We start from the raw sequence: 26,065 nt of genomic DNA, 5'->3' as shown, positions 1-26,065 counted from the left end.
TCCTTCTCGATCTCTTCGCGCATGAGCGCTTCCCGTCACCAGCGCGGCGTCTCATTGCTCTTCGCGCTGCTCACGCTGGTGGCCATGCTGCTGGCCACACTGGCTCTCGTGCGCTCCGTGGACACGAGCACTACGCTGCTAGGCAACATCGGCTTCAAGCAGGACGCCACCGTGGCCACCGACCAGGCAGCGCGCGTAGCCATCACCTGGCTGTCCACGAACAACGCCAGCCTCAACAGCAGCCTGCCGGCCAACGGCTACTACGCCAACAGCCGCGAGTACTCGGACGACGGAACAACGGCGGCCGGCCTGGTCGACGTGACCGGTGGACAAGTCGCGGCGGCCACACGGCGGCTGGTGGACTGGGACGACGACACCTGCCGCTCGGCAGGTTCCGGCACCTATGCGGATTGTGTCATCAAGTCGGCGAGCGCCGGCACGATCAACGGCAACGCCGCGCGCTACGTGATCTTCCGGCTGTGCAACAAGTCGGGAGACTACGGCACCGACAGCACCATCCACTGCGCCAAGCCCATGAGCGCCTCAGGCTCTTCCGCCTCGAAGCGCGGTGAACTGAACTACGCGGACTACGCCCGCTTTGCCAATGCCGCGGGGCCCTACTACCGGATCGTCGTGCGGGTGAGCGGTGCGCGCAACACCGCCAGCTACTCCGAAACCATCGTGCATTTCTAAGAGCGACGAAACGTCCAGGAACACCTCATCATGACGCCTCCATTTCTTCGCTCTTCGAAAACGGGCCGCACCTCGGTCTGGCGCACCCTGGCGCTCGGCAGCCTGGTGCCGCTCGGCGTGCTGGGCGTGGTCCTCACCACCTCGTCGCAGAGCGCCAGCACCACCGATATCGCCAACGAGCCGCTCGCGACGCGCGGCAATGTGCAGGCGAAACCCAATCTGCTGTTCCTGCTCGACAACTCGGGGTCGATGAACTGGAGCTACATGCCCGATGACCTGGGCGCGTCGAACAACGCAACAGATGAACCGTACACGCAGTGGTACGGCTACTGGACGGCCCAATGCAATGGCTTGGCCTACGACCCGGCGCTCACCTATCTGCCGCCCGTCAATTCGGCGAAAACGTCCTACGCGAACTCGTCGATCAGCGCCCCATGGCCCGACGGCTACTCCCAAGCCTCGACTGTCGATCTTTTCAAGGCGACGGTCATTCAATCGGCATCGGTGAGTGCCGGCACGGGCACCAAGACCTTCACGATCACGACCAACCTGAACACCTACAGCGACTCGTCCTTTACCGTGGGCGATGCCGTCACGCTCACGAGCGGCGCGAACTCGGGCATCAGCATGGGTGGCGTGATCACGAACTGGAGCCTCAACCGAAGGGGAACCGCCTGGACCCTGGAAGTCTTGGTCTCGGACTCGGCCAACAGTGGCTCCGCCACAGACTGGACGGTGACGCTCACGCCCACGTACTACGTCTACAAGAGCAACGGCACCCAGGCCGCCGTCAACTGGACCTACAACAGCAGCGGGAGCGTCGATACGACCACGACCTTCTACCAGGAGTGCACGAGCAGCATCGGCTCGACTCCAGGCAGCAATGTCTTCGAGAGACGCACCGTGACGAGCGCATCGGACGCGGCAGTCAAGACCAACTATGCGAACTGGTACTCGTACTATCGCAAGCGCTACCTCTTGATGCGCACGGCGATGGGCCGGGCCATCTCGCCCCTGGACGACAAGTACCGTGTCGGCTTCTCGACGATCAGCGACACCGGCGTGGTGGATGGCGCCAGTACCGCTGGATCAGGCACGGGTTACTTCCGTGACGTGAAGGACTTCGACCAGGGACAGAAGGACAACTTCTACAGCAGCCTGTACGGTTCCCGACCCAATGGCGGTACGCCACTGCGAGCCGCGCTCTCCAAGGTGGGGCGCTATTTCGGCAAGAAATTCGACAACCAGTACGACCCGATGCAGTACTCCTGCCAGCGCAACTATGCGCTGCTGTCGACCGATGGCTATTGGAACGGCGGCAAGGGCATGCAGCTGAACGGCACCTCGGAGATCGGACAGCAGGATGGCGATGAAGTCCGCCCCATGGTGGACAGCACGGTGCGCACCGTCACGCAGGTCATCACGTACACAGCACCCGCGACAGCAACGGAAACCCGGGTTCAATCGCGTACGCTGACTCGATCACGCACGAAGGTCACAGTCGCCTCGAATACAGGGGGCGGGTGCAGCAGACAGTATCGAGTAACCAAACAACCGCAGACTGCGTCCCAAACCGAAACTCAAACATCTCTGACACCACAGCGCGGCACCGCCACATACACGGTGACGACCGTCACGACAGGAGGGACAGCGAGCACGCCGGTGACCGGTCCGATCGGCTATTCGAACTGGACCTATTCAGGCGTCGCGACCGCCTCCAGCACCCAGGGCGCCATCGGCTCCTGGTCTGACAGTGGGAACGCGGACAAGTCGACCTGCGTCAGCTCGGGGGCGGGGAGCACCACCTATACCCCGGACACCAACGGCACAGTCACCCAGCAAGGGTCGCTGTCGACTGGCACGAGCAGCCAGGCTATCACTCAGCCTTCCTCGGACCAGTTCACCCCGAGTACGCCGGTCGAGAGCACGACATTCGACGGCGGCGTCTCCAACACACTCGCCGACGTCGCTCAGTACTACTACAAGACGGACCTGCGAAACGGCAGCAACTGCACGTCCACTTCGTCGGGCAACGGGTCTCAGGACGTGTGCGCGAACATCGTGCGCACCACCGAGGCCGACCCTGCCACCTGGCAGCACATGAACACGTTCACCATCGGCCTCGGCGTGAGCGGCACGCTGGCCTATGACAAGAACTACCTGACGCAACCAAGCGGCACCTACGCCGATCTGAAACGCGGTCCGCTCAACTGGCCTTCACCTGGCAACGCCGCTTCGGATGGCAACGGCGATGCCCGCAACGTCGACGACCTGTGGCATGCCGCGGTCAACGGCCGCGGCCAGTACTACTCCGCGATGAATGCGGGCCTGCTGGCCGAAGCCATCAACGGCGTCGTCTCGTCGGTCAAGCAGGTGGCCGGCGCCGGTTCGGCCGCATCGACCAGTTCGCTGGAGCTGGTCGCCGGCAACAACAACCAGGTCTTCCGCGCCAGCTACACCACGCAGGCCTGGACCGGCGACCTGCAAGCCTACGCGCTTCGGGGCAGCGATGCGACCATCGGCGCGCGCGCCTGGTCCGCACAGGCTCAACTCGATGCGGTGACACCGGCGAACCGCAACATCTACTTCAACAACAGCGGAACGCTGCAGGGCTTTACCTACGGCAACCTGGGCTCGACGCTACAGGCGAACTTCAACAACCGCATCTGCTCGACCGGCCTCACCGCGAGCCAATGCACCCTGCTGACAGCGGACGACAAGACCATTGCCAATTCCGGCGCCAACCTTGTCAACTACCTGCGCGGCGTAAAGACATACGAGTCGCAAAGCGTCAATGCATCGAATGCGCCGGTGGCAGCCTTGTATCGCAAGCGCGAACACGTGCTGGGCGACATCGTCAACGGCGCGCCAGTCCATGTCGGCAAGCCACCTTTCAGTTACGCCGATGCCGGGTACGCGGACTTCGTGGTGTCGAAAGCCTCTCGCAAGAACGTCGTCTACGTGGCGGCCAACGACGGAATGCTGCACGCGTTCTCGTCCGACACATCAGACGGTGGCACCGAGCTCTGGGCTTTCATTCCCACGGCGGTCATGCCCAACCTGTACAAGCTGGCCGACACCGCCTATGGCGCCAACCATCAGTACTTCGTGGACGGAGCGCCGGTGATGGGCGACATCAAGGTCGGCGACACCTGGAAGACCATTCTTGTCGGCGGCCTCAACAGCGGCGGAAAGAGCTACTACGCGCTGGACATCACGAACCCCACCAGTCCCTCGATGCTGTGGGAGTTCACCGACGACAACCTCGGCCTCAGCTATGGCAACCCGGTCATCACCAAGAAGGCCGACGGCACCTGGGTGGTCGTGTTCGCATCGGGCTACAACAACACCAGCGGCGACGGCAAGGGCCACTTGTTCGTGCTGAACGCGAACACCGGCGCCAAGCTCCAGGACATCTCGACCACCGCCGGCAGCGCCAGCGCGCCCAGCGGCCTGGCGAAGATCAATGCATGGATCGACGATGCCGCCAACAACACCAGCAAACGCTTCTACGGCGGTGACATGCTGGGCAACCTGTGGCGCTTCGACATTGACGGCCTGATCGAGCCGAAGCGCGCGGCGCTCAAGCTCGCGACCTTCCAGGTCAGCAATACGCCGCAGCCGATCACCACCAAACCCGAGACCGTGGAGGTTGCAGGCAAGCCCGTGATCGTGGTCGGGACGGGCCGCTATCTGGGCCAGAGTGACATCGAGGACACCACGCAGCAGAGCATTTATGCCGTGAAGGACCCGCTGACCAACAACGGCTGGGGCGATGTGCGCGCAGACACGACCAATTTCGTGCGGCAAACCTTCACACTGAATGCAGCTGCAGCCACGGCCACCACCGCAGCTGTTTCGAACAACGCTGTGAACTTCGCGACCAAGGGAGGATGGTGGATCGACCTGCCACACGGCCGAGAACGCATCGCCACCAATCTGGGCCTGCAACTCAACACCCTTGCCATCGCAACCGCCATCCCCAATGGCGACGCGTGTGCCTCAGGCGGCTCGTCGTGGCGCTACTACCTCAACGTGACCAATGGCGGCGTGGTGACCACCAACCCGGCCGGCATGCAGTGGAGCAGCAGCACGCTGATTGTCGGGATGAGCTGGGTGAAGGACAGCGATGGGAATATCCGCATCATTTATCAGCGGAGCAATGGGGATCTGGGGTCGGAAGTTCCGCCGACCGGGCCGCCGTCGGGGAACGGGAGTGTGCATCGGACTTCCTGGCGGGAGCTGGTGAACTAGACACAAGGTGTCTGATCCAGGCTGTCATAGGTTGGCGCCTACAAAGGACTGGTAGGCCTGGGTATTGAAGGTGCTGGAGACGCCCGATGAATTTCATCGGGCGTTTTCAATTTCAGGGCTGGTACGGTCTCTGCGAGACCCCGCGCCGCTAGTGCGACTAGCGCACCTCGCAAACGAACTTGATCACGGTGTATTCGCGCGCATCACACTAGCGGCCACACCAACCCCAGGACGGCCCAGAACTCGATGGCGGCTAGCTCTTGCTCTACTCAACCCGGAAGAAGCTTTTGCGAGAACACGAAGGCCCTTTTTCGATACGTGCCCGGTCCTTCTTCAGTACATCCGATCACCACCTCGAACAGTCGGGCATTCGCGTTGACTTCAAAAGGCAGCACCTCGGGGAAGTCGACCTTCTGCTCGGTGAGTCGATGGCATGGAAGCGGAAGAGGATTTCTTGGCCGATACGGGCATGGGCAGCCGAGAGGATGCTGAATCCCAGTTCTGGTCGCCGTGCCAATACAGTCGAGCGGCTCCGGATACCGTAGCGCTATTGGACCGGCCCTGGCTGCGTTCGCTTTCTTGATTGAAAGACCAAGAGTCTGCGCGCCTCGAACCTGACCCCATTGACCGGCCTTGCTTGAGGGAAAAGGTGCCAGTCCACGAAGACTGGTACACGAGGATTAAAAAGCAAAAAGCCGCCCGAAGGCGGCTTGGTTGTAGGCCGTTCTGAGCAGCCTCAGATTGTTATTGGTCGCAAGTCTTAGGACGAACCGACTGGTCCAGGTTGGACTTGCATGCCCAGCTCGCGTTGCTGGCGGTGTATACGAACGTAATGGTCTGGCCCTTCAGCTTATCGTTAACGCCCGTCTGGGCGAACGTTGCGACGAGACTGCATTCGCCCGCGACAGCCGGATTGGCCGTGATGCCAGAGACGTACTTGCCGGCCAGCGTGAAATTGTTGGAGGTATGCAGAGCACCAGCTTCGACCGGGGCCACTGGGGGGTTGGCAGCGGGCTGCCCAGGAATCGGCGCGTCTGTGCTGCAGGCCTTTGCCAAACCTTGGGAGCCGGCAATCTCCATGAGTGGGGTCTTCAGACCGGCGAGCAGGTTCATTGCTTCAGTGGTCTGAGCGCGAGCCGTGTAGTTTTGGTACTGCGGCAGAGCCACAGCTGCCAAGATACCGATGATCGCCACAACGATCATCAATTCGATCAGGGTGAAACCCTTTTGCACATTGCGTGCGATAGAACGACGGTTCATTCGATTAACTCCAGGTTGGTTTGTAAAGCCCGGGAACCAGCCCGGAGCGGGGTAACTTCCGCAGCATCCGTGCCACCCAGCTTCCCCACCCTGCAGCCCTCGATCGGGCCGTCTTTGGTCACAAGATAGTTACATGATGTGACACAACTCGCACTCAGATGCCAATTGTGTCGACAAATTTGTCATGCCCGACCGACCCTTGTCAGAACGTCAGCACCCCATCCGCCTTCAGCCAGCGGATGTCCCGCTGCGCCAAGCCGGCCACCTCCCGCCCTGCCAGCATCTCGATCTGGCTCATGATTTCTTCGGTCTCTGCGGGCTTGGTGTGGGTGATGTAGATCGGGTACTGCTTGCCCGGATCAATGTGCGCCAGCTCGTGCGCCAAGGCCACAGGCGACAGGTGCAGGCTGCGTTCGGCCAGCGCCTCCTCACGGGAGCTGAAGGCGGTCTCGATGACCAGCATCGCCACGTCGATCGCGTTGACGCGCTCCCAGAACGGCGGGTTGCGCTCGGTGTCGCCGCTGAAGACCCAGTGGGCGCCGCCTTCGGCCCGACGGATGGCGAAGCCGCAGGCTGGCACGGTGTGGACGGCCGGCAGCACCTCGATCAGCTTGGGAGCGTCGCGCCCCAGCTCGAGGCACTGCCCGACTGCGATCTCGTGAAAGCTCACGAAGGGCGATTCGGGGCTGGGAATGCGTTCGAAATTCGGCCAGATGACGTTGTTGAACACATGCGCGCGCAGCGCGTCGATGGTGGCTTTCAGGGCATGCACGCGCAGCGGCCGGGTGCGGCGGCTGCCGACGGCGTCGAGCATCAGGGGCAGGGCGGCGATGTGGTCGAGGTGCGAGTGGGTGAGCACCACGTCGTCGATGGCGGCCATCTCGTCGAGGGTGAGATCGCCGACGCCCGTGCCGGCGTCCACGAGCAGGTCCGCATCGACCAGGAACGAGGTGGTGCGGCAGTCCTTGGCGATGGCGCCCGAGCAACCCAGCACGCGTACCTGCATTGTGGAAGACCCCTTGGTTGCGTCTGTCGTCATTTGGTGTCGAACCGGGTGGCGCCGTCCCAGTCCGGGTCCTGCGGGCGTAGCGCCATCGAGGCTAAACGCTGGGCATAGAGCTGGTAAAGGACTTTTTTGGCATCCGCGGCGAGCAGGGGAGCCAGCAAGTTTCGGCCCAGCGCCCAATCCTGGCGGCGGTAGGCAGCGAGCACCTGGGTCCAGCGGTCGAGTTGCTGCGATGTGTCCCGCGCTTCAGCGCCGACCTGCGCAGAAAGCGGGGTGTAGATGGCGACGGCCTGGGCCTTGCCCTTGACGCGCACGCTGTCGAGCTCCTGCCAGACGAAGCCGGGCGCCGCTTCGCGGGTCGCGCCGCTGGCCACGATCTCGACCCCGTAGTGTCCGCTCAGACCCTCCAGCCGGGAGGCGAGATTGACCGCGTCGCCGACCACGGTATAGCTGCGGCGCGCGGTCGAGCCCATGTCGCCGACGCTCATGAGGCCGCTGTTCAGGCCGATGCCGGCGCTGATCTCGGGGCGGCCGTTGGCGCGGTGCTGGCGGTTGATGTCGTGCACGGCAGCGGCCATGTCGATCGCGGCCTGCACGGCGAGCGCGGCGTGGCCGGGCGTGTCGATGGGCGCGCCCCAGAAGGCCATGACGCAGTCGCCCATGTATTTGTCGACGGTGCCGCGGTGCGCGCTGATCACCTCGGTAAGGCGGCTGAAGACGGTGTTCAGGAAGGCCTGCAGCTCGGCCGGCGCCATCTGCTCGGACAAGCGCGTGAAGTCGCGCATGTCGCAGAACATCACGGTCATTTCCTTGCTCTCGGCGCGCATGCTGTAGCGGCCGGGGCGCACGAGCATTTCGTCGACCAGCTGCGGCGGCACGTAGGTGCCGAAGAGCCGCACCAGCCCGCGCCGCGCGCGCGATTCGACGAAGTAGCCCCAGCTCATGTTGAGGGCAAAGGCCAGCGCCACCATGAAGAGCGCCGACGCCAGTGGGAGCACGAGGCTGTGGCCGATGTAGAGCCAGGTGTTGAGACCGACCAGCGCGGCGACCACGCCCGCACCGAGCAGCACGGCGCGCGATGCCGACAGCAGCGACAACCCGAAGGCGAGCACGAGTCCCGCCGCCAGCACGGTCAGCACTTCGTAGCCCGGCGCATAGTCGGGCACGGCCAGCAGGCGCCGGTCGAGCAAGCCCGAGACGATGTTGGCATGCACCTCGACGCCCGGGAACGCAGCACCGACCGGGGTGGCGCGCAGGTCCTGCAGGCCGGGGGCGGTGGCGCCGAGCAGGACGATCTTGTCCTTCAATTCACCCGGTGCCAGACGGCCTTCGAGCACATCGGCAGCGGCCACGTAGCGGAACGACCCTGCACGCGGACCACCAGGCCCACGGAACGGCACCTGCAGGCTGGCGGTCTGGTCGACCGGGATGCGCAACGACCCGAGCACCAGCGCCTGCAGGCGCGGAAAGTTGCCGTCGCCGGCCACGAGCGCCGGCCGCACCGGTGGCGAACCGTTTGCGATGCGGTACACCGCCAGTGCCAGCGATTCGTAGTGCCCGGGCGCCGCGTGCTCGCCTTCGTAGCGGGCGATGAGCGGCACGCTGCGGATGACGCCGTCGTCGTCGCCGTCACCGACCAGGGTGTTCAAAAACCCCGCGACTGGCGCCGCGCGCCCCAGCACCGGCAGGCTGGCGCCGAACCCGTTCCAGAGCGTGACGAAGGAAGCCTGAGGCGGAAAGGCGTCGGGCGGCAGCACCGGCGTCGCTGGCAGCAGCCCCTTGGCGCTGGGCTGTTCGGTGCGCGTGAAGTAGTAACCCAGCGCCACGGGCTGGCCGCGCAGGGCCTGAGCCAGTGTGGCGTCGTGGTCGAGGGTCGGCGCGAGCTGGTCGATTTCGGCGGAAAGCCCCGGCACATCACGCAGCGGGCCGGCCGCAATTTCCTTCAGGCGCCCAAGGCCGGAGCTGCGGTCGGGCTCGAGAAACATCACGTCGAAGCCCAGCACGGCCGCGTGCTGGCGGGCGAGCAGTTCCGTCGTGAGGCTGGCGATCTTGTCGCGCGGCCAGGGCCACTGGCCCTCGCGCGCCAGGCTGGCGTCGTCGACATCGACGATCACAACCCGCGTGTCGGGCGTGCCCGGCATGGTGGCGCGCAGGCGGGCGTCGTAGATCAGATGGTCCAGATGCTCGATCACGCCCAGCCGCCAGGTGCCAGTCGCATGGAGCAGCGCCAGCAACACCGGCAGCAGCGTGATGGCGATGCGCGGCCAGTGCCGCCGCAATGCGCTCATGGCCAGTCAGCCTTGGACAACGGATGCCTGTCGGCGAGAAAACGGGGGGCGGAGCGGGGCGCCGGGCGCGGCTCAGATCCGAACGAACTGCATGCGCGTGGCGCCGCCGAGTTCGAGCACGTCGCCTTCCTGCAGCGCGACGGCCTCGGCGCCCAGTTGCACGCCGTTGAGCGTGACGCTGCCCACGACGGTGGCCGCCACGTAGCCCTGACGGCGGCGCGTGACGACGGCCACGGCCACGCCAGGCTTGCCAATGGTGGTGACGACCTTCTGCAGCGGGACGTCCTGGCCTTCGTTGGCGCCCGAGAGCACGCGCAGCATGGGCACGCCCAGCTCGACCAGCGCGCCCGATTCGGTGGGCGCCGACGAGAGCGGCATCGGGGCCGAATACTCGGAGAGCGAGGCCCGCACGGAGCCGGGGCCGACCATGAGGTTGCTGTGCGAGCGGAAATGGATGCGGCAGCCGCCGACCTCGATGACGTCGTTGTCCTGGAGCGCCTGCTTCTGGATGGCCAGCGCATTGACGTAGGTGCCGTTGGTGCTGTTGAGATCTTCAATTTCGACTTCGCCGCCGCTCATGTGCAGCACGGCATGCTCGCCGCTGACGGCGAGATTGTCGATCACGATGTCGTTGTAGGCGCGCCGGCCCAACGTCGTGCGATTCTTGGCGAGCGCCACTTGACCGATGACGACGCCATCGACCGAAATGATCATCTTCGGCATGGCCGATTACTCCCCGTTTGCAAAGATCCAGCACCGTCAGGCGGCGCAAACGGTCCGCCGCCTGGGTTGGCTGCTACATGGCCCCGCGGGTCGCTTCGCTGACGCCCGCCTTGGCCAGAACAACTGAAATGTTATCCCGTCCGCCATTGTCGTTTGAAATTGCAACCAAAAGTGAAGCCATCTCCTTGAGCCCGAGATCGCGAGTCAAAAGCGTGAAAAGCTGCGCATCCGACACCATCTCGCTGAGCCCGTCGGAGCACAGCATGTAGAGATCGCCCGGCCTGGCGCTGTGCTCGTGCATCTCCAGCAAGACCTGGGCCTCCACGCCCACGGCCCGCGTCACGAGGTTGCGGGTGGGGGAATTCAGGGCCTCTTCGGGGGTGATGGCCCCGGCGTCGAGCTGCTGCTGGCGCAGCGAATGGTCGCGCGTGAGCTGCTCCAGCTTGTTGTTGCGCAGGCGGTAGCAGCGCGAATCGCCGATGTGCCCGACCACCACGCGCTGCGGGCGAAACGCCGCCAGCACCAGGGTCGTGCCCATGCCCCGCAGTTCTTCGTGGGTGATGCCGGCCTGGAGGATGGCGCCGTTGGCCTCGTCGGTGGCCGCCTGCAACGCACGCCGGACCACGCGGGCGGGTGCCTGCATGCCGGCCTGGGCGAACCAGCGGCCGAAGCTCGCGTGCATCAGCGAAATGGCCATGGCACTGGCCACCTCGCCGCCCTTATAGCCGCCCATGCCGTCGGCCAGCAGCGCCAGGCCGAGGGCCGGGTCGACATGCACCGCGTCTTCGTTGTGGGCGCGCAGGCGCCCGACATCGGTCAGCGCCGCAAACTCCCAGCTCAGCGCCGGTCGACTGGAGAAAAGGGAAACGCCAACACCTGCCATCGTTTGTCAGCGCTCGCTTTTTAGAAGATCAGTGCGCAGCAGCGCGTGCGCGCCGTTGCAGGAGGCGGCCCAGACCCACGACGATCACCACGCCGGCGATGGCGCCCGCATAGTGCATCCAGGGGTTGGCTGCCAGCATGTCGTGCAGCGACACATCGCTCACGATGGTCTCGCCGCCGACCCAGCCGATCAGCGCGGCGCCCAGCATGACGATGATCGGGAAACGTTCCATGAGCTTGATCATGAGCGTGCTGCCGAAAATCACCAAGGGGATGCTGATGGCCAGACCCAACACCAGCAGCACCATGCTGCCTTGCGCGGCGGCCGCCACGGCGATCACGTTGTCCAGGCTCATCACCAAGTCGGCCAAGAGGATGGTCCGAACGGCCACGAACATGCTGCCGTATTCCTTGGACTCGCCTTCGCCCTCGTCGTCCTCGCTGAGCAGCTGCAGCCCGATCCACAGCAGCAAGGCACCGCCGATGATCTGCAGGTAAGGCAGCGCGAGCAGCTTGGCCGCCACCACCGTCAGCACGATGCGCAGCACCACGGCCGCGCCCGAGCCGAACAGCACGGCTTTTTTCTGTTGCGCGGGCGGCAGCGATCGCGCCGCCATGGCAATCACGACGGCGTTGTCGCCCGACAAGATGATGTTGATCCAGACGATCTTGATCAGACCGATCCAGAAGTCTGTGCTTTGAAGAAGTTCCATGTCTCTGATCCCACTGTGTTGTATTGAAAAAAGCGCCCGCAACTCAATGCGGGCGCTTTCTTATTTCTGCGTGGTATTGCGAGCGGCGGGAGCGCCGCCAGCGGTCCTGGTGCTTTTTACAGCTTGCCCTTGAGCAGCTTGGCGAGCTCCGAGAAGTTGCGCGTCACGGTGAAGCCGCACTCTTCCATGATGGCGAGCTTGGCTTCGGCCGTGTCGGCACCGCCCGAGATCAGCGCGCCGGCGTGGCCCATGCGCTTGCCGGGAGGGGCAGTGACACCGGCGATGAAACCGACGACCGGCTTCTTCATGTGGTCCTTGCACCAGCGGGCTGCGTCAGCCTCGTCCGGGCCGCCGATTTCACCGATCATGATGACGGCGTCGGTTTCGGGATCGTCGTTGAAGGCTTGCATCACGTCGATGTGCTTCAGGCCGTTGATCGGGTCGCCGCCGATGCCGACTGCCGACGATTGGCCCAGGCCGATTTCCGTCAGTTGAGCCACGGCTTCGTACGTCAGCGTGCCCGAACGCGAGACCACGCCGATGCGGCCCTTGCGGTGGATGTGGCCGGGCATGATGCCGATCTTGATTTCGTCGGGCGTGATCAGGCCGGGGCAGTTCGGGCCCAGCAGCAAGGTCTTCTTGCCGCCGGCCGCTTCCTTGGCCTTCATCTTGTTGCGCACTTCGAGCATGTCGCGAACCGGGATGCCTTCGGTGATGCAGATCGCCATGTCCAGGTCGGCCTCAACGGCCTCCCAGATGGCGGCCGCGGCGCCTGCTGGCGGCACGTAGATCACCGACACGGTGGCGCCGGTCTGCGTGGCGGCTTCCTTCACCGAACCGAAGATCGGGATGTTGAAGATCGACTCGCCGGCCTTCTTCGGGTTCACGCCGGCCACGAAGGCGTTCTTGCCGTTCGCGTATTCCTGGCACTTCTCGGTGTGGAACTGACCGGTCTTGCCGGTGATGCCTTGCGTGATGACTTTGGTGTCTTTGTTGATGTAGATCGACATGACTTGTTCCTTAGGCCTTCTTGACTGCTGCCACGACCTTCTGGGCCGCGTCCGCCATGGTGTCGGCGCTGATGATCGGCAGGCCCGACTCGGCCAGCAGCTTCTTGCCTTCGACTTCGTTGGTGCCCTTCATGCGCACGACCAGCGGCACTTGCAGGTTCACAGCCTTGCAGGCTGCGATCACGCCGGTGGCGATGGTGTCGCACTTCATGATGCCGCCGAAGATGTTCACGAGGATGGCTTCCACGTTCTTGTTCTTCAGCATGATCTTGAAGGCTTCCGTGACCTTCTCGGGGGTGGCACCGCCGCCCACGTCCAGGAAGTTGGCCGGCTCGCCGCCGAACAGCTTGATGGTGTCCATGGTGGCCATGGCCAGGCCGGCACCGTTCACCAGGCAGCCGATGTTGCCGTCCAGCGAGATGTAGGCGAGGTCGAACTTCGAGGCTTCGACTTCGGCCGCGTCTTCTTCGTCCAGGTCGCGCAGGGCCACGATTTCGGGGTGGCGGAACAGCGCGTTGCTGTCGAAGTTGAACTTGGCGTCCAGCGCCATGACGTTGCCCTTGCTGTCACGGTTGAGCGGGTTGATCTCGACCAGCGAGGCGTCCGTCTCCATGTAGCAGGTGTAGAGCTTCTTCAGGATGTCGACCGTTTGCGCGGTCGAATCGGCCGGCATGCCGATGCCGTCGGCGATTTCCTTGGCTTGCGCGTCAGTCAGGCCGTCCTTGGGGTCGGCGTAGACCGTGATGATCTTCTCGGGGGTGGAATGGGCCACTTCCTCGATGTCCATGCCGCCTTCGCTCGAAGCGATGAACGCGATCTTCTGCGTCGCGCGATCGGTCACGGCCGAAATGTAGTATTCCTTGTTGATGTCGGCGCCGTCTTCGATGTAGAGGCGACGCACCTTCTGGCCTTCAGGGCCGGTCTGGTGGGTCTTGAGCTGCATGCCGAGGATCTCGCCAGCCAGCTTCTTGACGTCTTCGATCGACTTGGCGACCTTGACGCCGCCGCCCTTGCCGCGGCCACCCGCGTGAATCTGGGCCTTGACGACCCAGACCGGGCCTCCAAGCTTCTGGGCGGCCTCGACCGCCTCCTGAACCGTATAGGCCGGAATGCCGCGCGGCACCGGCACGCCGAACTTGGCAAGGATTTCCTTGCCTTGGTACTCGTGAATCTTCATGAGGGATGTCTCTCGGAAGGAGGAGGTTGAGAACGGGAGATCGGGAGTGAGACTGTTGTTTCTGCTCTGTTGTTCGCGGGCGACGGCAGCCTGACGGCTGGGGGCGGCGAACAACCGCGGACTGTATCATGGTGCGCCGCACCAATACTTGATGCGCGGTTGCGGTCAATACGTACTTTCTTCTAGCCACCCTACGCATACTCCGATATGGCCAAGGTTTTCATCGACGGCGAAGCCGGCACCACCGGCCTGCAAATTCGCGAGCGGCTGCAAACGATGCCGCAAATCGAGCTCGTGAGCATCGCGCCCGAGCTGCGCAAGGACGTGGCCGCCAAGCGCGAGCTGATGGCCGGCGTCGACCTCGTGGTGCTGTGTTTGCACGACGACGCGGCGCGCGAATCGGTCGCGCTGATCGACCAGCTCCCGGGTAAAAAGCCCAAGATCATCGACGCCTCGACCGCCCACCGCATCGCGCCGGGCTGGGTCTTCGGCTTTCCCGAACTCGTCGAAGGCCACTGGCAGGCCGTGGCCCAGGCCGACCGCGTCGGCAACCCCGGCTGCTACGCCACCGGCGCGATCGCCATGGTGCGCCCGCTGGTCGATGCGGGCCTGCTGCCGGCCGACTTCCCGGTGTCGCTGCCTTCGGTGAGCGGCTACTCCGGCGGCGGCCGGACCATGATCGAGGACTACGAGGCCGGCAAGGCGCCGCTGTTCGAGACCTACGCGCTGGGCCTGAAGCACAAGCACATCCCCGAAATCATGACCTACACCGGCCTCACGCGCCGCCCGGTCTTCATTCCGTCGGTGGGCAACTTCAAGCAGGGCATGCTGGTGCAGCTGCCGCTGCACCTCGACCTGCTGCCCGGCAAGCCCAAGGCCGGCGACCTGCAGGACGCCCTGGCCGCGCACTATGCCAAGAGCAACACGCCTGAGCAGTTCGTGAAGGTGCTGCCGCCGACCGACGACGGCAAGCTCGACGCGCTGGCGCTCAACGACACCAACCAGCTCGAGATCCGCGTGTTTCCGAACGAGGACCACCGCCACGCCGTGGTGATCGCGCGCCTGGACAACCTGGGCAAGGGCGCCAGCGGCGCCGCGGTGCAGAACCTCAAGCTGATGCTGGCGCTCTGAGCCACTTCCAGCGCTGACAGACAAGAAAGGCCGGCCCGCAAGGACCGGCCTTTCTGCTTTCAGTCGGCCCGCATCGTGCCCGTGTCGCGGTAGCGCACATGCCACGAAAACGCCTCTTCGAGCCGGTGCGGCGTGTGGCCGCCGCAGGTCGCCACGGCGCGCGCGTGGTAATCCTGCAGCATCGCGCGGTACGGCTCGGCCGCGCAGTTCGCGATGATCGCCGCCGCCCGTTCGCGCGGCGCCAGCCCACGCAGGTCGGCCAGGCCCACCTCGGTGACCAGGATGTCGACGTCCTGCGGCGCATGGTCCACGTGCGACACCATCGGCACGATGCTCGACACCGCACCCTGCTTGGCCACCGACTTGGTCGCGAAGATCGACAGGTAGGCGTTGCGCGCAAAGTCGCCCGAGCCGCCGATGCCGTTCATCATGTGCGTGCCCAGCACGTGGGTCGAGTTGACGTTGCCGTAGATGTCGGCCTCCAGCGCCGTGTTCAGCGCAATGATGCCCAGCCGCCGGATGATCTCCGGGTGGTTGCTCACCTCCTGCGGCCTCAGCACCAGCCGGTCCTTGTAGCGCGCCAGGTCGCCGAACACCTGCCGCGCCTTCGCGGGCGACAGCGTGATCGACGAGCCCGAGGCGAAGTCCAGCTTGCCGGCGTCGAACAGGTCGAAGGTCGAGTCCTGCAGCACCTCCGAATACATCGTGAGGTGCTCGAACGGCCCCGCGCCCAGCCCCGACATCACTGCGTTGGCGACCGTGCCGATGCCCGCCTGCAGCGGCAGCAGCCGCTCGGTGAGCCGGCCCTGCGCCACTTCGCGCTCGAAGAAGGCCACCAGGTGCGCCGCGATGGCCGCGGTTTCGGCGTCCGCCGGCAATACCGTGGAGGTGCTGTCGGCCTTGTCGGTGATGACGATGCCCAGGATCTTCTCGGGCGGGATCTGGATGGCGCTGGTGCCGATGCGGTCGTGCGGCGCCACCAGCGGCATCGGCTCGCGCTGCGGGCGGTGCTTGGGAATGAAGATGTCGTGCAGCCCTTCGAGCGCGGTCGATTGCGAGGTGTTGATCTCGACGATCACCTTGTCGGCCAGGATCGCGAAGCTCGCGCTGTTGCCGATCGAGGTGCTCGGCACGAGCGCGCCGGTCTCGGTGATGGCCACGGCCTCGATGATCGCGATGTCGATCGGCGGAATCTGCCGCGTGCGCAGCATCTCGACCGTTTCCGACAGGTGGTGGTCGATGAACATCACCTTGCCGCGGTTGATCGCCTGGCGCAGCACGGTGTCGACCTGGAACGGCATGCGCCGGCTGATGGCGCCGGCCTCGGTGAGCTGGCGGTCCACGTCGCCGCCGAGCGAAGCGCCGGTCATCAGCGTGATCTTCATCGGCGCGCGGCGCGCGCGGGCCGCGAGCGCCAGCGGCACGGCCTTGGCGTCGCCGGCGCGCGTGAACCCGCTCATGCCGACCACCATGCCGTCGCGAATCCATTCGGCGGCGGCCTCGGCGGTGGTGATCCTGCTGCGCAGGGCGGGCAGGCGGATGCGGTCTTCGTGCGGCATGGGGGACAAAACGTCTTTCTTTCGTCAGGCAGGGAAAAGAAAAGCCGGCACCGCGCGCGCGGCGGGTGTCAGCGCAGGAAGTAGTCGACCGGCACCAGCGGCGCCGGCGCCGGAGCGCCCACCGACTGGCACAGGTCGATCTCGAGCGTGCGGCACAGGGCCTCGAGCGGCAGGTCGTTCGACTCGGTGCCGAAGGGCTCCTCGATCTCGTCGCCGAGCGCGTCCAGGCCGAAGAAGGTGTAGGCCACGATCAGCACCACCACCGGCGTCATGAACCCGACCGAGTCCACCAGCCCGAAGGGCAGCAGGTAGCAATACAGGTACGCCGTGCGGTGCAGCAGCAGCGTGTACGAAAAGGGAATGGGCGTGCTGAGGATGCGCTCGCACGACGCAGCCGCCGCGCTCAGCGCCGACAGCGTGCCGTCGACGCCCGCCGCCAGGGCCGGGTCGATGCGCCGCGCGCGCAGCGCGTCGCGCAGGTCGGCGCCCATGTGCATCAGCAGCGCATGCGGCCGGTTGGCGACCTGGGTCAGGCCCAGCCATTCCACTTCGCGCAGGAAGGGCCGGGTGTCGGCGGCGGCGTCGGTGCCGCGCAGCTGGTGGCGCAGCGCATGGGCGAAGGCCGCGGCGCGCAGGGTCATGCGCACGCGCAGGTCGTCCAGGCGCCGGACGGTGTCGGCGCCGGCGTTCACCGGCGCATCGCCGTCGATGAGGCTCTGGCACTGCCGCGCCAGGTTGCGCGAACGCAGGATCACCTCGCCCCAGAGCTTGCGCGCCTCCCAGAAGCGGTCGTAGGCCGCGGTGTTGCGAAAGCCCAGGAAGATCGCCAGCGGCAGGCCGAGCAGCGCGAAGGGCACGGTGCCGAGCGGAATCTTGATGGAACCGAAGCGCCCGTGCAGTACCGTGACGACGATGGCCACGATCACGTTGAGCGTGAGTGCCGCGGCGATGCGCGGCAGGACGGAGCCCCGCCAGGACAGAAACAGCTTGAGCCCGGACGGGCGTTTCCGGACGATCATGAAAGCGGGGGGCAGGGGAGACAGGCAGGCATGGAGGCCGCGCACACCGCAAGGCCCGCGCGGGCGCTGATTGTCGCCGAGGCGTCAGCGCCGCAGCTGCTGCGCGCCTCAAGACCAACGAAGACGGTCGGGCTCAGCGCACGAGCCACAGCCCCACGCCCAGCAGGACCGCTTGCGCCACCAGCGCGATGTAGAAGAGCTTGCGCGAGGGCGTCGCCATCTCCTGCAGCACCTCGTGGATGCGGCGCGTGAGCAGGGCGCGCAGGGCAGGGTCTTCGCCCGTCGCCGGCGCCGTCGCCCCGTGCGCGGCACGCTCCTGCTGCCACTCGGCCAGCATGTCGCTCAGGGGCAGGCGGCCCAGCACGAAGCCGACCACCGCGCGCACGGCCCGGCCTTCGCCGAGCACCGGCGCGAGTTGCTGGCACAGGGCGTCGGGTGAGAGCCAGTCGGCCACGCGCTGCAGGCCGCCGTGGGTGCGCGGCATGGCCTCGATGCGGCCCGCGATGGCGTCGCCCAGCCGCTGCGACACGGCCTCGCCGCGCGCTGCGACCAGGTGCTGCATCGCGCGGGCGCGGCCCCGCTGCACGCCGAGCAGGAAGTACACACCAATGAACAACGACAGCAGCACGGCCACCAGCAGCGGCGGCGACATGATCAGCGCCAGGATGGCGCCCGCGCCACCGGCCCGCGCCGCCGGGTTGCCCGAGCCTTGCAGCTGGCTCAGGTAGTAGAAGAACACGCCACCGCCAAGGAACAGGCCGATCAGCGCGCCCTTGATGGCCGAGCCGGCGAAGGCGAAGCCGGCCTTGGCGCCGGTGCGAACGAGAGACTGCGGTTGAGCGGGTGGTGACGACATGAACGGTTCCTCCGGTTTTTTTGGAAAGCCGCCTCCTGGGAGGCCGGTCGCTGGCGATCATGCCACCGCCTTCCCGCACCATAATCGCGCCACACAACAACGAGGAGGATCGCCATGGGAACCGTCAGATTTCAGAAACCGACCGCTGCATTCGTCGCCGCCTCCTGGGCCGCGCTGATCATCGGTGCCATCGTGTACCTGCTCGGGCTATGGAATGCCGCGATGCAGCTCAACGAGAAGGGCTACTACTTCACCATCCTCATGTACGGCCTGTTCTCGGCCGTGTCGCTGCAAAAGACGGTGCGCGATCGGCTCGAGGGCATCTCGGTCACTGGCATCTACTTTGGCCTGTGCTGGGTCTCGCTGCTGCTGTCGGTGGGCCTGCTGGCCGTGGGCCTGTTCAACGCCTCGCTGGCTGCGAGCGAGAAGGGCTTCTACGCCATGGCCTTCCTGCTGAGCCTGTTCGGCGCGGTGGCGGTGCAGAAGAACGTGCGCGACATCGCCGCGTACAAGGCCGAGAACCCGCTGGCCGACGACGTCACGGCCACCGAGTAAGCCAGGCCGGGCTCAGCCCGCCTCGAGCAGGCGGCGCAGGGCCTGCAGGTCGCGCGCGATCCAGTCGGCGTCGCGCGCAAAGGCCGCATCGTCCATGTGCGGCTGGCGCAGCAGCGTGAACTGCAGCTCGCACACACCCGGCGCCACGCCGATCACGCGAAACGGCAGGTAGACCTCGGGCACGCCTTCGGGCGCCACCCAGTGGTCGAGCACGCCCAGGTCGTTGGGCGGCGCAAAGCGCATGCGGGCCTCGCCGCTTTCGGGCGTGCGCACGATCCAGTGGTCGCCGTGCGGCACCAGCGCGCTCTTCGCGAGGCCGCTGGCCCAGTCAGGCAATCGCTTCGGGTCGGACGCGAGCGCATAGGCGTCGCGCCATTCGCAGTGCACGCGCTGCGTGATGACGCGGGACAGGGCCGCGTCGCCTTCATTCGCCGTTGGGGTCGTCGCTTGTGTCATCGAAGTCGCTCCTGAGCACCTTGGACACGACGGCGCCCGAGAAACCGCGCGCCATCAGGAATCGCATCTGCTTTGCGCGCTCCTTCGCATCGGCGGGCGGCGCGTCGAAGCGGCGGCGCCACAGGGCCGTGGCGCGCTCGACTTCCGTCTCCTGCAAGCCGGCCATCGCTTGCGCGATGGCTTCGGGCGCGATGCCCTTGGCCTGCAGTTCCTGCTTCACGCGCAGCGCGCCCGAGCGGGCGGCGCGCTGGTGCAGCACCGAGGCGACGACGCGCGGCTCGCTGATGAAGTCCTTGGCGGCCAGCTCGTCGAGCGCCTGGGCCAGCGTGCCGGGCTCTTCCTCGTGCTTGGCCAGCTTGCGCTCCAGCTCCGCGCGCGAGTGCTCGCGCTGGCTCAGGAGGCGCAGGGCGCGGCCTTTGAGGGAGGGGGCGCTGAAGGCCATTCGGGGGTGGTGGGTCGCTCACGCGGCCCACGCACTGCGCGAAGGCCGCTTATCTCGAACTTACTCCGCCGCCTTGTCGGCCTTCGAGGCCTTGGCAGGCTTCTCGGCCTTCTCGGGTTCGCTGCCGGCGTCGGCCGCGAGCAGCGGAATGCCCAGCGACTCGCGCACCTTGTTCTCGATCTCACGCGACAGGTCGGGGTTCTCGCGCAGGAACTCGCGGGCGTTGTCGCGGCCCTGGCCGATCTTCTCGCCGTTGTAGGCGTACCAGGCGCCCGACTTGTCGATGATCTTGGCGTTCACGCCCATGTCGATGATCTCGCCCTCGCGGCTGATGCCTTCGCCGAACAGGATGTCGAACTCGGCCGTCTTGAACGGCGGGCTGACCTTGTTCTTGACCACCTTCACCTTGGTTTCGTTGCCGATGGCTTCGTCGCCCTTCTTGATGGTGCCGATGCGGCGGATGTCCAGGCGCACCGAGGCGTAGAACTTCAGCGCGTTGCCGCCGGTGGTGGTTTCGGGCGAGCCGAACATCACGCCGATCTTCATGCGGATCTGGTTGATGAAGATGACCATGCAATTGGTCTTCTTGATCGTGGCCGTGAGCTTGCGCAGCGCCTGGCTCATCAGGCGGGCCTGCAGGCCGGGCAGCGAGTCGCCCATTTCGCCTTCGATTTCGGCCTTGGGCGTGAGCGCGGCGACCGAGTCGACCACGATCAGGTCGACGGCGCCCGAGCGCACCAGCGAATCGACGATTTCGAGCGCCTGCTCGCCGGTGTCCGGCTGGCTGATCAGCAGGTCGGACAGGTTCACGCCGAGCTTCTGGGCGTACTGCACGTCGAGCGCGTGCTCGGCGTCGACGAAGGCGCAGGTGCCGGCCTGCTTCTGCATGGAGGCAATCACCTGCAGCGTGAGCGTGGTCTTGCCCGAGGATTCCGGGCCGTAGATTTCAACGACGCGGCCACGGGGCAGGCCGCCGACGCCCAGGGCGATGTCCAGGCCCAGCGAGCCGGTGGACACCACCTGGATGTCTTCGAGCGCCTCGCCTTCGCCCAGGCGCATGATCGTGCCCTTGCCGAACTGCTTTTCGATCTGGGCCAGCGCGGCCTGCAGGGCCTTGGCCTTTTCACTGTTGGCGACCGAGATGCTTGCGCCCTTGACGACTGCGTCCATGTGGAAATCTCCTTGAATATCAACGGTTTGTGTCGGGGTTCATCCATCTGCTTTTAACCACAGGCTGGATGCTTGAACAGTAGTGTAGGGGCTCATGGCGTTTCGCAAACCCACTTTAAAGTCAGTTTGCCTTACCATCTAAGGCCATGGCCGACCCCGCCTTTCCCACCGATCCCGACGCCTGGCGCCAGACCCACCTGGGCCGCCTGCTGGGCCATGCGATGCGCCGCTTCGACGAGCGCGTGCTGGCGCTCATGGCGCACGACATCGACGTGCCACTGGCGCTGTCGAACCTGGCGGCGCGCGCCCAGGTGAGCGCGGCGCACATCCACATCACGCGGCACCTGGCGCGCGAGGGCTCGCGCCTGACCGAGCTGGCCGAGCGCGCCGGCATGACCAAGCAGGCCATGGGCACGCTGGTCGACCAGTGCGAGGCCTGGGGGCTGGTCACGCGCGGGCCCGACCCGCTCGATGCGCGCGCGCGGCGCGTGCTGTTCACCGCCGACGGGCTGGCCTGGCTGGACGCCTTCCGCCGCGCCGTGACGCAGACCGAGCGCGAGTTCCGCGCCAGCGTGGGCGACGAGATCGCCACCGTGGTAACCATCGGACTCGAAGCCTATACAGCGGGCTAGACTCGCGTTGAGACAAATGTGAACAGCGCCGGCATGGCGCCTGAATCCGCCGGAGGTGGCTCATGCGAATACTGATTGCCGAAGACGACCAGGTGCTGGCCGATGCCCTGCTGCGCAGCCTGCGCACCTCGGGCGCGGCGGTCGATCACGTGGCCAACGGCTCGCAGGCCGACACCGCGCTCATGACCCACAGCGAGTTCGACCTGCTGATCCTCGACCTCGGGCTGCCCAGCCTGCACGGCATCGAGATCCTCAAGCGCCTGCGCGCGCGCGGCTCGCAGCTGCCGGTGCTGGTGCTCACGGCGGCCGACAGCGTGGAAGAGCGCGTGAAGGGCCTGGACCACGGCGCCGACGACTACATGGCCAAGCCCTTCAGCCTGCAGGAGCTCGAGGCGCGCGTGCGCGCCCTCACGCGACGCGGCATGGGCGCCACCAGCAACGCGATCCGCCACGGCCCGCTGGTCTACGACCAGGCCGGCCGCGTGGCGACCATCGACGGCAAGATGATCGAGCTGTCGGCGCGCGAACTGGGCCTGCTCGAAGTGCTGCTGCAGCGCGCCGGCCGGCTGGTCAGCAAGGACCAGCTGGTGGACCGGCTGTGCGAATGGGGCGAAGAGGTGAGCATCAACGCCATCGAGGTCTACATCCACCGCCTGCGCAAGAAGATCGAAAAAGGACCGGTGCGCATCGCGACGGTGCGCGGGCTGGGCTACTGCCTCGAGAAGATTCCCGGTTGAGCCTGCCCCGCCCGCGCAGAACGCCGTCAGGGCTGCTTGCGCAGGCCGACCAGCAGCGTGGCGCCGGTGTTCGAACGGATCAGGAACATGAGGCTGCGGAAGTAGCCGTTGCTCTCGTACACGCCCGCCGGCACCAGCCCGATGGCCGCCGGCCCGGCATAGGAACCGGTGGCGGCCAGGGTGAGCTTGCAGTCGTCCTTGCTGGCCGTCGCGGCATTCACCGCCTTCAGCGTGAGGTCGTACATGTTCTTGGCCGTGCCGGGCTGCGCCAGGGCGACGGTGCCCGAGAGCGTGCACTGGCCGATCTGCACGCCGCTCGTGCTGCCGGTGAACACGCCCTTGTCGTCGACCTGGACCGTCACGCCGAGGCTGCTGTCGTTGTTGGACCAGGTGCCCACCACGCTCGCCTGCGACACCGCCAGCGCGTTCTCGACGGTGTAGGTCAGGGGACCGAAATCGGCCGGGGCGCGGGTGCCGTAGGCATAGGTGCCGTTCATCGTCTTCTTCGGCGCGAAGGTGCCCGAGCCGGTGACCTGCGAGGCGTCGATGAAATAGAACTCGGTGTCGGGATTGAACGACCAGTCGAGCCCCGTGACCTTCAGCGAGCCCCACAGCGTGCCGACGGTGAAGCTGCGCGCGATCGCGCCGTTGGCGCCGATGAAGGCGAGCCCGCGCACGCCCGCGGCGTAGATGCCTTCGCTGTCGTTGCCCACCGCGGCGGTGGAGCCGGGCTGCGGCGCGCTCAGCGAGGGCAGCGGCTCGGAGCCCGGCACAGCGGCGCGGTTCTCGGCGGGTGCAGGCGCGGGGGCCGGGGAGGGTGCGGGGGCGGGCGCCGGAACCGGTGCGATCGGCAGCATCGGCATGCCACCCCCACCGCCTCCGCCACCTCCACCGCCGCATGCGGTGACACCCACGCTGGCGGCCAACACGGTCGCGACCATCCAGAGCGGCTTGGGGCAGCCGCCCACTGTCTTTTGCTTCATGATTTCTTCCCTGATGTTTTTGAATTGCAGAAACTGCACGTCAAGGCTACAACCAGTCACACCTTGTCAATGAAACGTCACACCTGCGAATCGCAGTACTAGTTCACGCTCGCCCGCGTTCTTTCGCCTTGCCAGGAACTCCCTTGAAGCTCTTCCAGCGCGCCCAGCGCTCCCTGTTCGGCGAGATCCTCGACTGGATGCTCACGCCGCTGCTGCTGCTCGTGCCGGTGAGCATCGGCGTGACGTGGCTGGTGGCGCAGGGCATCGCCAACGCGCCCTTCGACCGCGCGCTGGAGCACAACGTGAAGGTGCTGGCCGAGCTGGTCACGGTGAAAGAGGGGCAGACGCACTTCGTGCTGTCGCAATCGGCGCGCGAGATCCTGCGCGCCGACGACGCCGGCCACATCTACTACCAGCTGCTCGACGGCCACGGCACGCTGCTGCACGGCGAGCGCGACCTGCCGCAGCCCAACGTGGACGACCCGCCCGGCACCAACGTGGTCCTGCTGCACAACAGCACCGTGCACGGCCAGCCGGTGCGCGTGGCCTCGCTGTGGATTCCCAGCGGCAGCGAGGACGTGCCGCCCTCGCTGCTGCAGCTGGCCGAGACGCGCGAGAAGCAGGCGGTGCTCGCCACCGAGATCATCAAGGGCGTGCTGCTGCCGCAGTTCGCGATCCTGCCGCTGGCGGTGCTGCTGATCTGGCTGGCGCTGGTGCGCGGCATCAAGCCGCTGTCGGTGGTCGAGGCGCGCATCCGCGAGCGCCGCCCCGGTGACCTGAGCCCGCTCGACGAGTCCTCGGTGCCGCTCGAGGTGGTGCCGCTGGTGTCGTCGGTGAACGAGCTGCTCGACAAGCTCAACGACTCCATCTTCACGCAGAAGCGCTTCCTGGCCGACGCGGCCCACCAGCTCAAGACGCCGCTCGCGGGCCTGCGCATGCAGGCCGACCTGGCACAGCGCGAGGGCGCCAACGCCGACGAGCTCAAGCAGTCGCTCAAGCAGATCGGCCGCGCCAGCGTGCGCGCCACCCACACCGTGAACCAGCTGCTGTCGCTGGCGCGCGCCGAGGGCACCAGCGCCATGACGCACTGCCAGCCCTGCGACCTCGCGCGGCTGACCATCGAGGTGGTGCGCGAGGCCGTGCCGCGCGCCATCGAAAAGCGCATCGACCTGGGCTACGACGGCGTCCAGGCCGGCGCGCCCGGCGTGATGGTCGACGGCAACCCGACGCTGCTCAAGGAGCTGGTGCGCAACCTGGTCGACAACGCGCTCAACTACACGCCCTCGACGCCCGAGCGCCCCGGCGTGATCACCGCGCGCGTGCTGGCCGACCCTTTCGGCCATGTGCAGCTGGTGCAGGTGGAAGACAACGGCCCCGGCATCGCCGAGGCCGACCGCGAGCTGGTGTTCGAGCCCTTCTACCGCGTGCTCGGCAACGAGGCCGACGGCTCCGGGCTGGGCCTGCCGATCGTGCGCGAGATCGCCAACCAGCACCGCGCGCGGGTCAAGCTCGAAGACGCGCACCCCGGCAAGCATCCGCCGGGCGCGCTCTTCACCGTGCGCTTCGAGGAGGCCCCGTCGGAATGAATCCGCTCGACACGCTGCGCCAACGCTTCCTGGAAATCCGCCTCGACACCGACGTGTCGGACATGTTCGACTTCGGCGCCGATCTGCTGGAACAGGATTCAGCCGAGGCGCTCGCCTTCCACTACACGCTGCTGCACGACACCGGCATGGACAGCGAGCTCTACGACTGGCTGTGCCGCAAGTTCGGCGAGCGCGGCGACGAAGCCGAAGACCACCTGCTCGCACAGTTCGACCGCGAGCCCGACCCCGCGATGCAGGCCACGGTGCTGCAGCTGCTCGGCGGCTTCAAGTACCGCAAGGGCCGCCGGCTGAAAGAGACCACGGCCCTCGCGCGCGCCGCGCTCGCGTCATCACACGACGACCTGCGCTGCAAGGGGCTGTGGGTGATCGGCTGGCTCGGCGGCACGACCGACATCGCCAAGGTCGCGCCGCTGCTCGCGCACGACGCCGTCGCCGCGAACCGCCGATGGGCCGCGAGCGCGCTGATGCAGATCGTATTCAACCGCCGCAGCGCCGCGCCCAAGGCGCTCGAGCCCTTGCGCCAGGCGCTCGACACCGAGATCGATCCGGTCGTGCTCGGCGGCATCCTGGTCGCGGTGCAGGAAATCGCGGGCAAGAAGTTCGGCCTGAGTTCCAGCTCACACGAGCCGCCGTCCGAAGAAAAGCTGCAGACCGCATTGGCCAAGGCGCGGCGCATGTTCGCGCGCGCGGCTGTCGCCTGATCCAGCTTAGGGCGCAGGCGCGCCCGAAGGCTTGGCTTCCTTGCGGATCTGCAACCACTCGGGGTGGATCTGCCGCGCCATGCGCTGCGGCTCGCGCTCGTCGAGCGCCGCCGGTGCGAGCCCGAAGCCGGCCAGGTCGCCGCGCGTCCACAGCCAGTAGCCCGCGTTGGCGGCGAGCAGGGCGATGAGGACCAGGCGCAGCTTCATGCCC

The 26,065-nt window shown here is 66.3% G+C and carries 24 protein-coding genes; 8 read left to right on the top strand and 16 right to left on the bottom strand.

Features of this window, described 5'->3' with window-relative positions; all coding sequences use genetic code 11:
- Positions 1-21 precede the first annotated feature (21 nt).
- Positions 22-693, top strand: coding sequence for a pilus assembly PilX family protein (locus AC3WQM_RS23595; RefSeq protein ID WP_492682133.1), 672 nt, complete (start codon positions 22-24; stop codon positions 691-693).
- A 30-nt stretch (positions 694-723) separates the two neighbouring features.
- Entirely contained in the window at positions 724-4,947 is a 4,224-nt protein-coding gene (locus AC3WQM_RS23590; protein WP_492682131.1) for a pilus assembly protein, read from the top strand.
- A gap of 744 nt (positions 4,948-5,691) precedes the next feature.
- Here the strand turns inward: AC3WQM_RS23590 and AC3WQM_RS23585 are convergent.
- From AC3WQM_RS23585 to sucC, 8 genes are all read right to left on the bottom strand, one after another.
- Positions 5,692-6,207, bottom strand: coding sequence for a pilin (locus AC3WQM_RS23585; RefSeq protein WP_492682129.1), 516 nt, complete (start codon positions 6,205-6,207; stop codon positions 5,692-5,694).
- Between the two features lie 202 nt (positions 6,208-6,409).
- Positions 6,410-7,213 (bottom strand): 3',5'-cyclic-nucleotide phosphodiesterase, encoded by an 804-nt coding sequence (locus AC3WQM_RS23580; RefSeq protein ID WP_492682305.1) that lies wholly within the window; start codon positions 7,211-7,213, stop codon positions 6,410-6,412.
- A gap of 29 nt (positions 7,214-7,242) precedes the next feature.
- Entirely contained in the window at positions 7,243-9,501 is a 2,259-nt protein-coding gene (locus AC3WQM_RS23575; RefSeq protein WP_492682127.1) for a CHASE2 domain-containing protein, read from the bottom strand.
- Between the two features lie 72 nt (positions 9,502-9,573).
- A complete protein-coding gene (locus AC3WQM_RS23570) occupies positions 9,574-10,224 on the bottom strand; it encodes an FHA domain-containing protein (protein ID WP_099794133.1) in 651 nt (216 codons plus the stop codon).
- Positions 10,225-10,297: 73 nt separating this feature from the next.
- Complete coding sequence (locus AC3WQM_RS23565; protein WP_489060603.1) at positions 10,298-11,107, bottom strand: Stp1/IreP family PP2C-type Ser/Thr phosphatase; 810 nt, start codon at positions 11,105-11,107, stop codon at positions 10,298-10,300.
- Between the two features lie 28 nt (positions 11,108-11,135).
- Entirely contained in the window at positions 11,136-11,819 is a 684-nt protein-coding gene (locus AC3WQM_RS23560) for a TerC family protein (RefSeq protein WP_489060601.1), read from the bottom strand.
- A gap of 116 nt (positions 11,820-11,935) precedes the next feature.
- Positions 11,936-12,829 (bottom strand): succinate--CoA ligase subunit alpha, encoded by an 894-nt coding sequence (gene sucD / locus AC3WQM_RS23555; RefSeq protein WP_489060599.1) that lies wholly within the window; start codon positions 12,827-12,829, stop codon positions 11,936-11,938.
- 10 nt (positions 12,830-12,839) lie between these two features.
- On the bottom strand, positions 12,840-14,006 hold the full coding sequence (sucC, locus tag AC3WQM_RS23550) for an ADP-forming succinate--CoA ligase subunit beta (RefSeq protein WP_489060597.1): 1,167 nt from the start codon (positions 14,004-14,006) through the stop codon (positions 12,840-12,842).
- Positions 14,007-14,213: 207 nt separating this feature from the next.
- On the opposite strand from sucC, the gene argC reads away from it, so the two are divergent.
- Positions 14,214-15,137, top strand: a complete 924-nt coding sequence (gene argC / locus AC3WQM_RS23545) for an N-acetyl-gamma-glutamyl-phosphate reductase (protein WP_095950437.1) — start codon at positions 14,214-14,216, stop codon at positions 15,135-15,137.
- Positions 15,138-15,196: 59 nt separating this feature from the next.
- Here argC and scpC read toward each other — a convergent pair whose 3' ends face one another.
- From scpC to AC3WQM_RS23530, 3 genes are all read right to left on the bottom strand, one after another.
- Positions 15,197-16,696 (bottom strand): succinyl-CoA:acetate CoA-transferase ScpC, encoded by a 1,500-nt coding sequence (gene scpC, locus AC3WQM_RS23540; protein ID WP_492682125.1) that lies wholly within the window; start codon positions 16,694-16,696, stop codon positions 15,197-15,199.
- A 68-nt stretch (positions 16,697-16,764) separates the two neighbouring features.
- Entirely contained in the window at positions 16,765-17,715 is a 951-nt protein-coding gene (locus AC3WQM_RS23535; RefSeq protein WP_492682123.1) for a bestrophin family protein, read from the bottom strand.
- A 133-nt stretch (positions 17,716-17,848) separates the two neighbouring features.
- On the bottom strand, positions 17,849-18,571 hold the full coding sequence (locus tag AC3WQM_RS23530) for a hypothetical protein (RefSeq protein WP_492682121.1): 723 nt from the start codon (positions 18,569-18,571) through the stop codon (positions 17,849-17,851).
- Between the two features lie 114 nt (positions 18,572-18,685).
- Here AC3WQM_RS23530 and yiaA point away from each other — a divergent pair, with 114 nt between their 5' ends.
- Positions 18,686-19,126 carry an inner membrane protein YiaA gene (gene yiaA, locus AC3WQM_RS23525; protein WP_095747315.1) on the top strand — a complete coding sequence of 147 codons (441 nt, stop codon included), beginning with the start codon at positions 18,686-18,688 and terminating at the stop codon, positions 19,124-19,126.
- A 12-nt stretch (positions 19,127-19,138) separates the two neighbouring features.
- Here the strand turns inward: yiaA and AC3WQM_RS23520 are convergent, their stop codons facing one another.
- The 3 genes from AC3WQM_RS23520 to recA are packed head-to-tail and all read right to left on the bottom strand — an operon-like array spanning position 19,139 to position 21,194.
- The gene (locus AC3WQM_RS23520) at positions 19,139-19,582 is read right to left on the bottom strand and encodes an SRPBCC family protein (protein WP_492682119.1); all 444 of its coding nucleotides are present in this window, start codon (positions 19,580-19,582) and stop codon (positions 19,139-19,141) included.
- Entirely contained in the window at positions 19,551-20,024 is a 474-nt protein-coding gene (gene recX, locus AC3WQM_RS23515; RefSeq protein ID WP_492682117.1) for a recombination regulator RecX, read from the bottom strand. The genes AC3WQM_RS23520 and recX overlap by 32 nt, the downstream gene beginning before the upstream one ends.
- 60 nt (positions 20,025-20,084) lie before the next feature.
- Positions 20,085-21,194, bottom strand: coding sequence for a recombinase RecA (gene recA / locus AC3WQM_RS23510; RefSeq protein ID WP_062482792.1), 1,110 nt, complete (start codon positions 21,192-21,194; stop codon positions 20,085-20,087).
- A 146-nt stretch (positions 21,195-21,340) separates the two neighbouring features.
- Here recA and AC3WQM_RS23505 point away from each other — a divergent pair, with 146 nt between their 5' ends.
- Together AC3WQM_RS23505 and AC3WQM_RS23500 are read left to right on the top strand one after the other, a co-directional pair.
- Positions 21,341-21,826: a MarR family winged helix-turn-helix transcriptional regulator gene (locus tag AC3WQM_RS23505; RefSeq protein ID WP_062482795.1), complete on the top strand. Its 486-nt coding sequence runs from the start codon at positions 21,341-21,343 to the stop codon at positions 21,824-21,826.
- 62 nt (positions 21,827-21,888) lie between these two features.
- On the top strand, positions 21,889-22,563 hold the full coding sequence (locus AC3WQM_RS23500) for a response regulator transcription factor (RefSeq protein ID WP_056575150.1): 675 nt from the start codon (positions 21,889-21,891) through the stop codon (positions 22,561-22,563).
- Between the two features lie 26 nt (positions 22,564-22,589).
- Here AC3WQM_RS23500 and AC3WQM_RS23495 read toward each other — a convergent pair whose 3' ends face one another.
- Positions 22,590-23,546 carry a hypothetical protein gene (locus AC3WQM_RS23495; RefSeq protein ID WP_492682115.1) on the bottom strand — a complete coding sequence of 319 codons (957 nt, stop codon included), beginning with the start codon at positions 23,544-23,546 and terminating at the stop codon, positions 22,590-22,592.
- A 143-nt stretch (positions 23,547-23,689) separates the two neighbouring features.
- Here AC3WQM_RS23495 and AC3WQM_RS23490 point away from each other — a divergent pair, with 143 nt between their 5' ends.
- Together AC3WQM_RS23490 and AC3WQM_RS23485 are read left to right on the top strand one after the other, a co-directional pair.
- Positions 23,690-25,132 carry a sensor histidine kinase gene (locus AC3WQM_RS23490; RefSeq protein ID WP_492682113.1) on the top strand — a complete coding sequence of 481 codons (1,443 nt, stop codon included), beginning with the start codon at positions 23,690-23,692 and terminating at the stop codon, positions 25,130-25,132.
- The gene (locus AC3WQM_RS23485) at positions 25,129-25,854 is read left to right on the top strand and encodes a HEAT repeat domain-containing protein (protein WP_492682111.1); all 726 of its coding nucleotides are present in this window, start codon (positions 25,129-25,131) and stop codon (positions 25,852-25,854) included. The genes AC3WQM_RS23490 and AC3WQM_RS23485 overlap by 4 nt, the downstream gene beginning before the upstream one ends.
- A gap of 6 nt (positions 25,855-25,860) precedes the next feature.
- Here the strand turns inward: AC3WQM_RS23485 and AC3WQM_RS23480 are convergent, their stop codons facing one another.
- Positions 25,861-26,061 carry a sporulation protein gene (locus tag AC3WQM_RS23480; protein ID WP_492682109.1) on the bottom strand — a complete coding sequence of 67 codons (201 nt, stop codon included), beginning with the start codon at positions 26,059-26,061 and terminating at the stop codon, positions 25,861-25,863.
- Positions 26,062-26,065: the final 4 nt, after the last annotated feature.

It is taken from the genome of Variovorax sp. FW301-JW7, from assembly GCF_058788795.1.
This window is presented reverse-complemented; position numbering and strand designations above follow the sequence as displayed.

Bases quoted from the DNA above. Each gene is read 5' to 3' on its own strand.
- yiaA (WP_095747315.1), top strand. From the start codon at position 18,686: ATGGGAACCGTCAGATTTCAGAAACCGACCGCTGCATTCGTCGCCGCC.
- recA (WP_062482792.1), bottom strand. From the start codon at position 21,194: ATGGACGCAGTCGTCAAGGGCGCAAGCATCTCGGTCGCCAACAGTGAA.
- AC3WQM_RS23480 (WP_492682109.1), bottom strand. From the start codon at position 26,061: ATGAAGCTGCGCCTGGTCCTCATCGCCCTGCTCGCCGCCAACGCGGGC.
- AC3WQM_RS23485 (WP_492682111.1), top strand. From the start codon at position 25,129: ATGAATCCGCTCGACACGCTGCGCCAACGCTTCCTGGAAATCCGCCTC.
- AC3WQM_RS23560 (WP_489060601.1), bottom strand. From the start codon at position 11,819: ATGGAACTTCTTCAAAGCACAGACTTCTGGATCGGTCTGATCAAGATC.
- AC3WQM_RS23590 (WP_492682131.1), top strand. From the start codon at position 724: ATGACGCCTCCATTTCTTCGCTCTTCGAAAACGGGCCGCACCTCGGTC.
- recX (WP_492682117.1), bottom strand. From the start codon at position 20,024: ATGGCCTTCAGCGCCCCCTCCCTCAAAGGCCGCGCCCTGCGCCTCCTG.
- AC3WQM_RS23585 (WP_492682129.1), bottom strand. From the start codon at position 6,207: ATGAACCGTCGTTCTATCGCACGCAATGTGCAAAAGGGTTTCACCCTG.
- AC3WQM_RS23595 (WP_492682133.1), top strand. From the start codon at position 22: ATGAGCGCTTCCCGTCACCAGCGCGGCGTCTCATTGCTCTTCGCGCTG.
- AC3WQM_RS23570 (WP_099794133.1), bottom strand. From the start codon at position 10,224: ATGCCGAAGATGATCATTTCGGTCGATGGCGTCGTCATCGGTCAAGTG.
- AC3WQM_RS23580 (WP_492682305.1), bottom strand. From the start codon at position 7,213: ATGCAGGTACGCGTGCTGGGTTGCTCGGGCGCCATCGCCAAGGACTGC.
- AC3WQM_RS23535 (WP_492682123.1), bottom strand. From the start codon at position 17,715: ATGATCGTCCGGAAACGCCCGTCCGGGCTCAAGCTGTTTCTGTCCTGG.
- AC3WQM_RS23505 (WP_062482795.1), top strand. From the start codon at position 21,341: ATGGCCGACCCCGCCTTTCCCACCGATCCCGACGCCTGGCGCCAGACC.
- AC3WQM_RS23530 (WP_492682121.1), bottom strand. From the start codon at position 18,571: ATGTCGTCACCACCCGCTCAACCGCAGTCTCTCGTTCGCACCGGCGCC.
- sucC (WP_489060597.1), bottom strand. From the start codon at position 14,006: ATGAAGATTCACGAGTACCAAGGCAAGGAAATCCTTGCCAAGTTCGGC.
- AC3WQM_RS23520 (WP_492682119.1), bottom strand. From the start codon at position 19,582: ATGACACAAGCGACGACCCCAACGGCGAATGAAGGCGACGCGGCCCTG.
- scpC (WP_492682125.1), bottom strand. From the start codon at position 16,696: ATGCCGCACGAAGACCGCATCCGCCTGCCCGCCCTGCGCAGCAGGATC.
- AC3WQM_RS23500 (WP_056575150.1), top strand. From the start codon at position 21,889: ATGCGAATACTGATTGCCGAAGACGACCAGGTGCTGGCCGATGCCCTG.
- AC3WQM_RS23575 (WP_492682127.1), bottom strand. From the start codon at position 9,501: ATGAGCGCATTGCGGCGGCACTGGCCGCGCATCGCCATCACGCTGCTG.
- AC3WQM_RS23495 (WP_492682115.1), bottom strand. From the start codon at position 23,546: ATGAAGCAAAAGACAGTGGGCGGCTGCCCCAAGCCGCTCTGGATGGTC.
- AC3WQM_RS23565 (WP_489060603.1), bottom strand. From the start codon at position 11,107: ATGGCAGGTGTTGGCGTTTCCCTTTTCTCCAGTCGACCGGCGCTGAGC.
- sucD (WP_489060599.1), bottom strand. From the start codon at position 12,829: ATGTCGATCTACATCAACAAAGACACCAAAGTCATCACGCAAGGCATC.
- argC (WP_095950437.1), top strand. From the start codon at position 14,214: ATGGCCAAGGTTTTCATCGACGGCGAAGCCGGCACCACCGGCCTGCAA.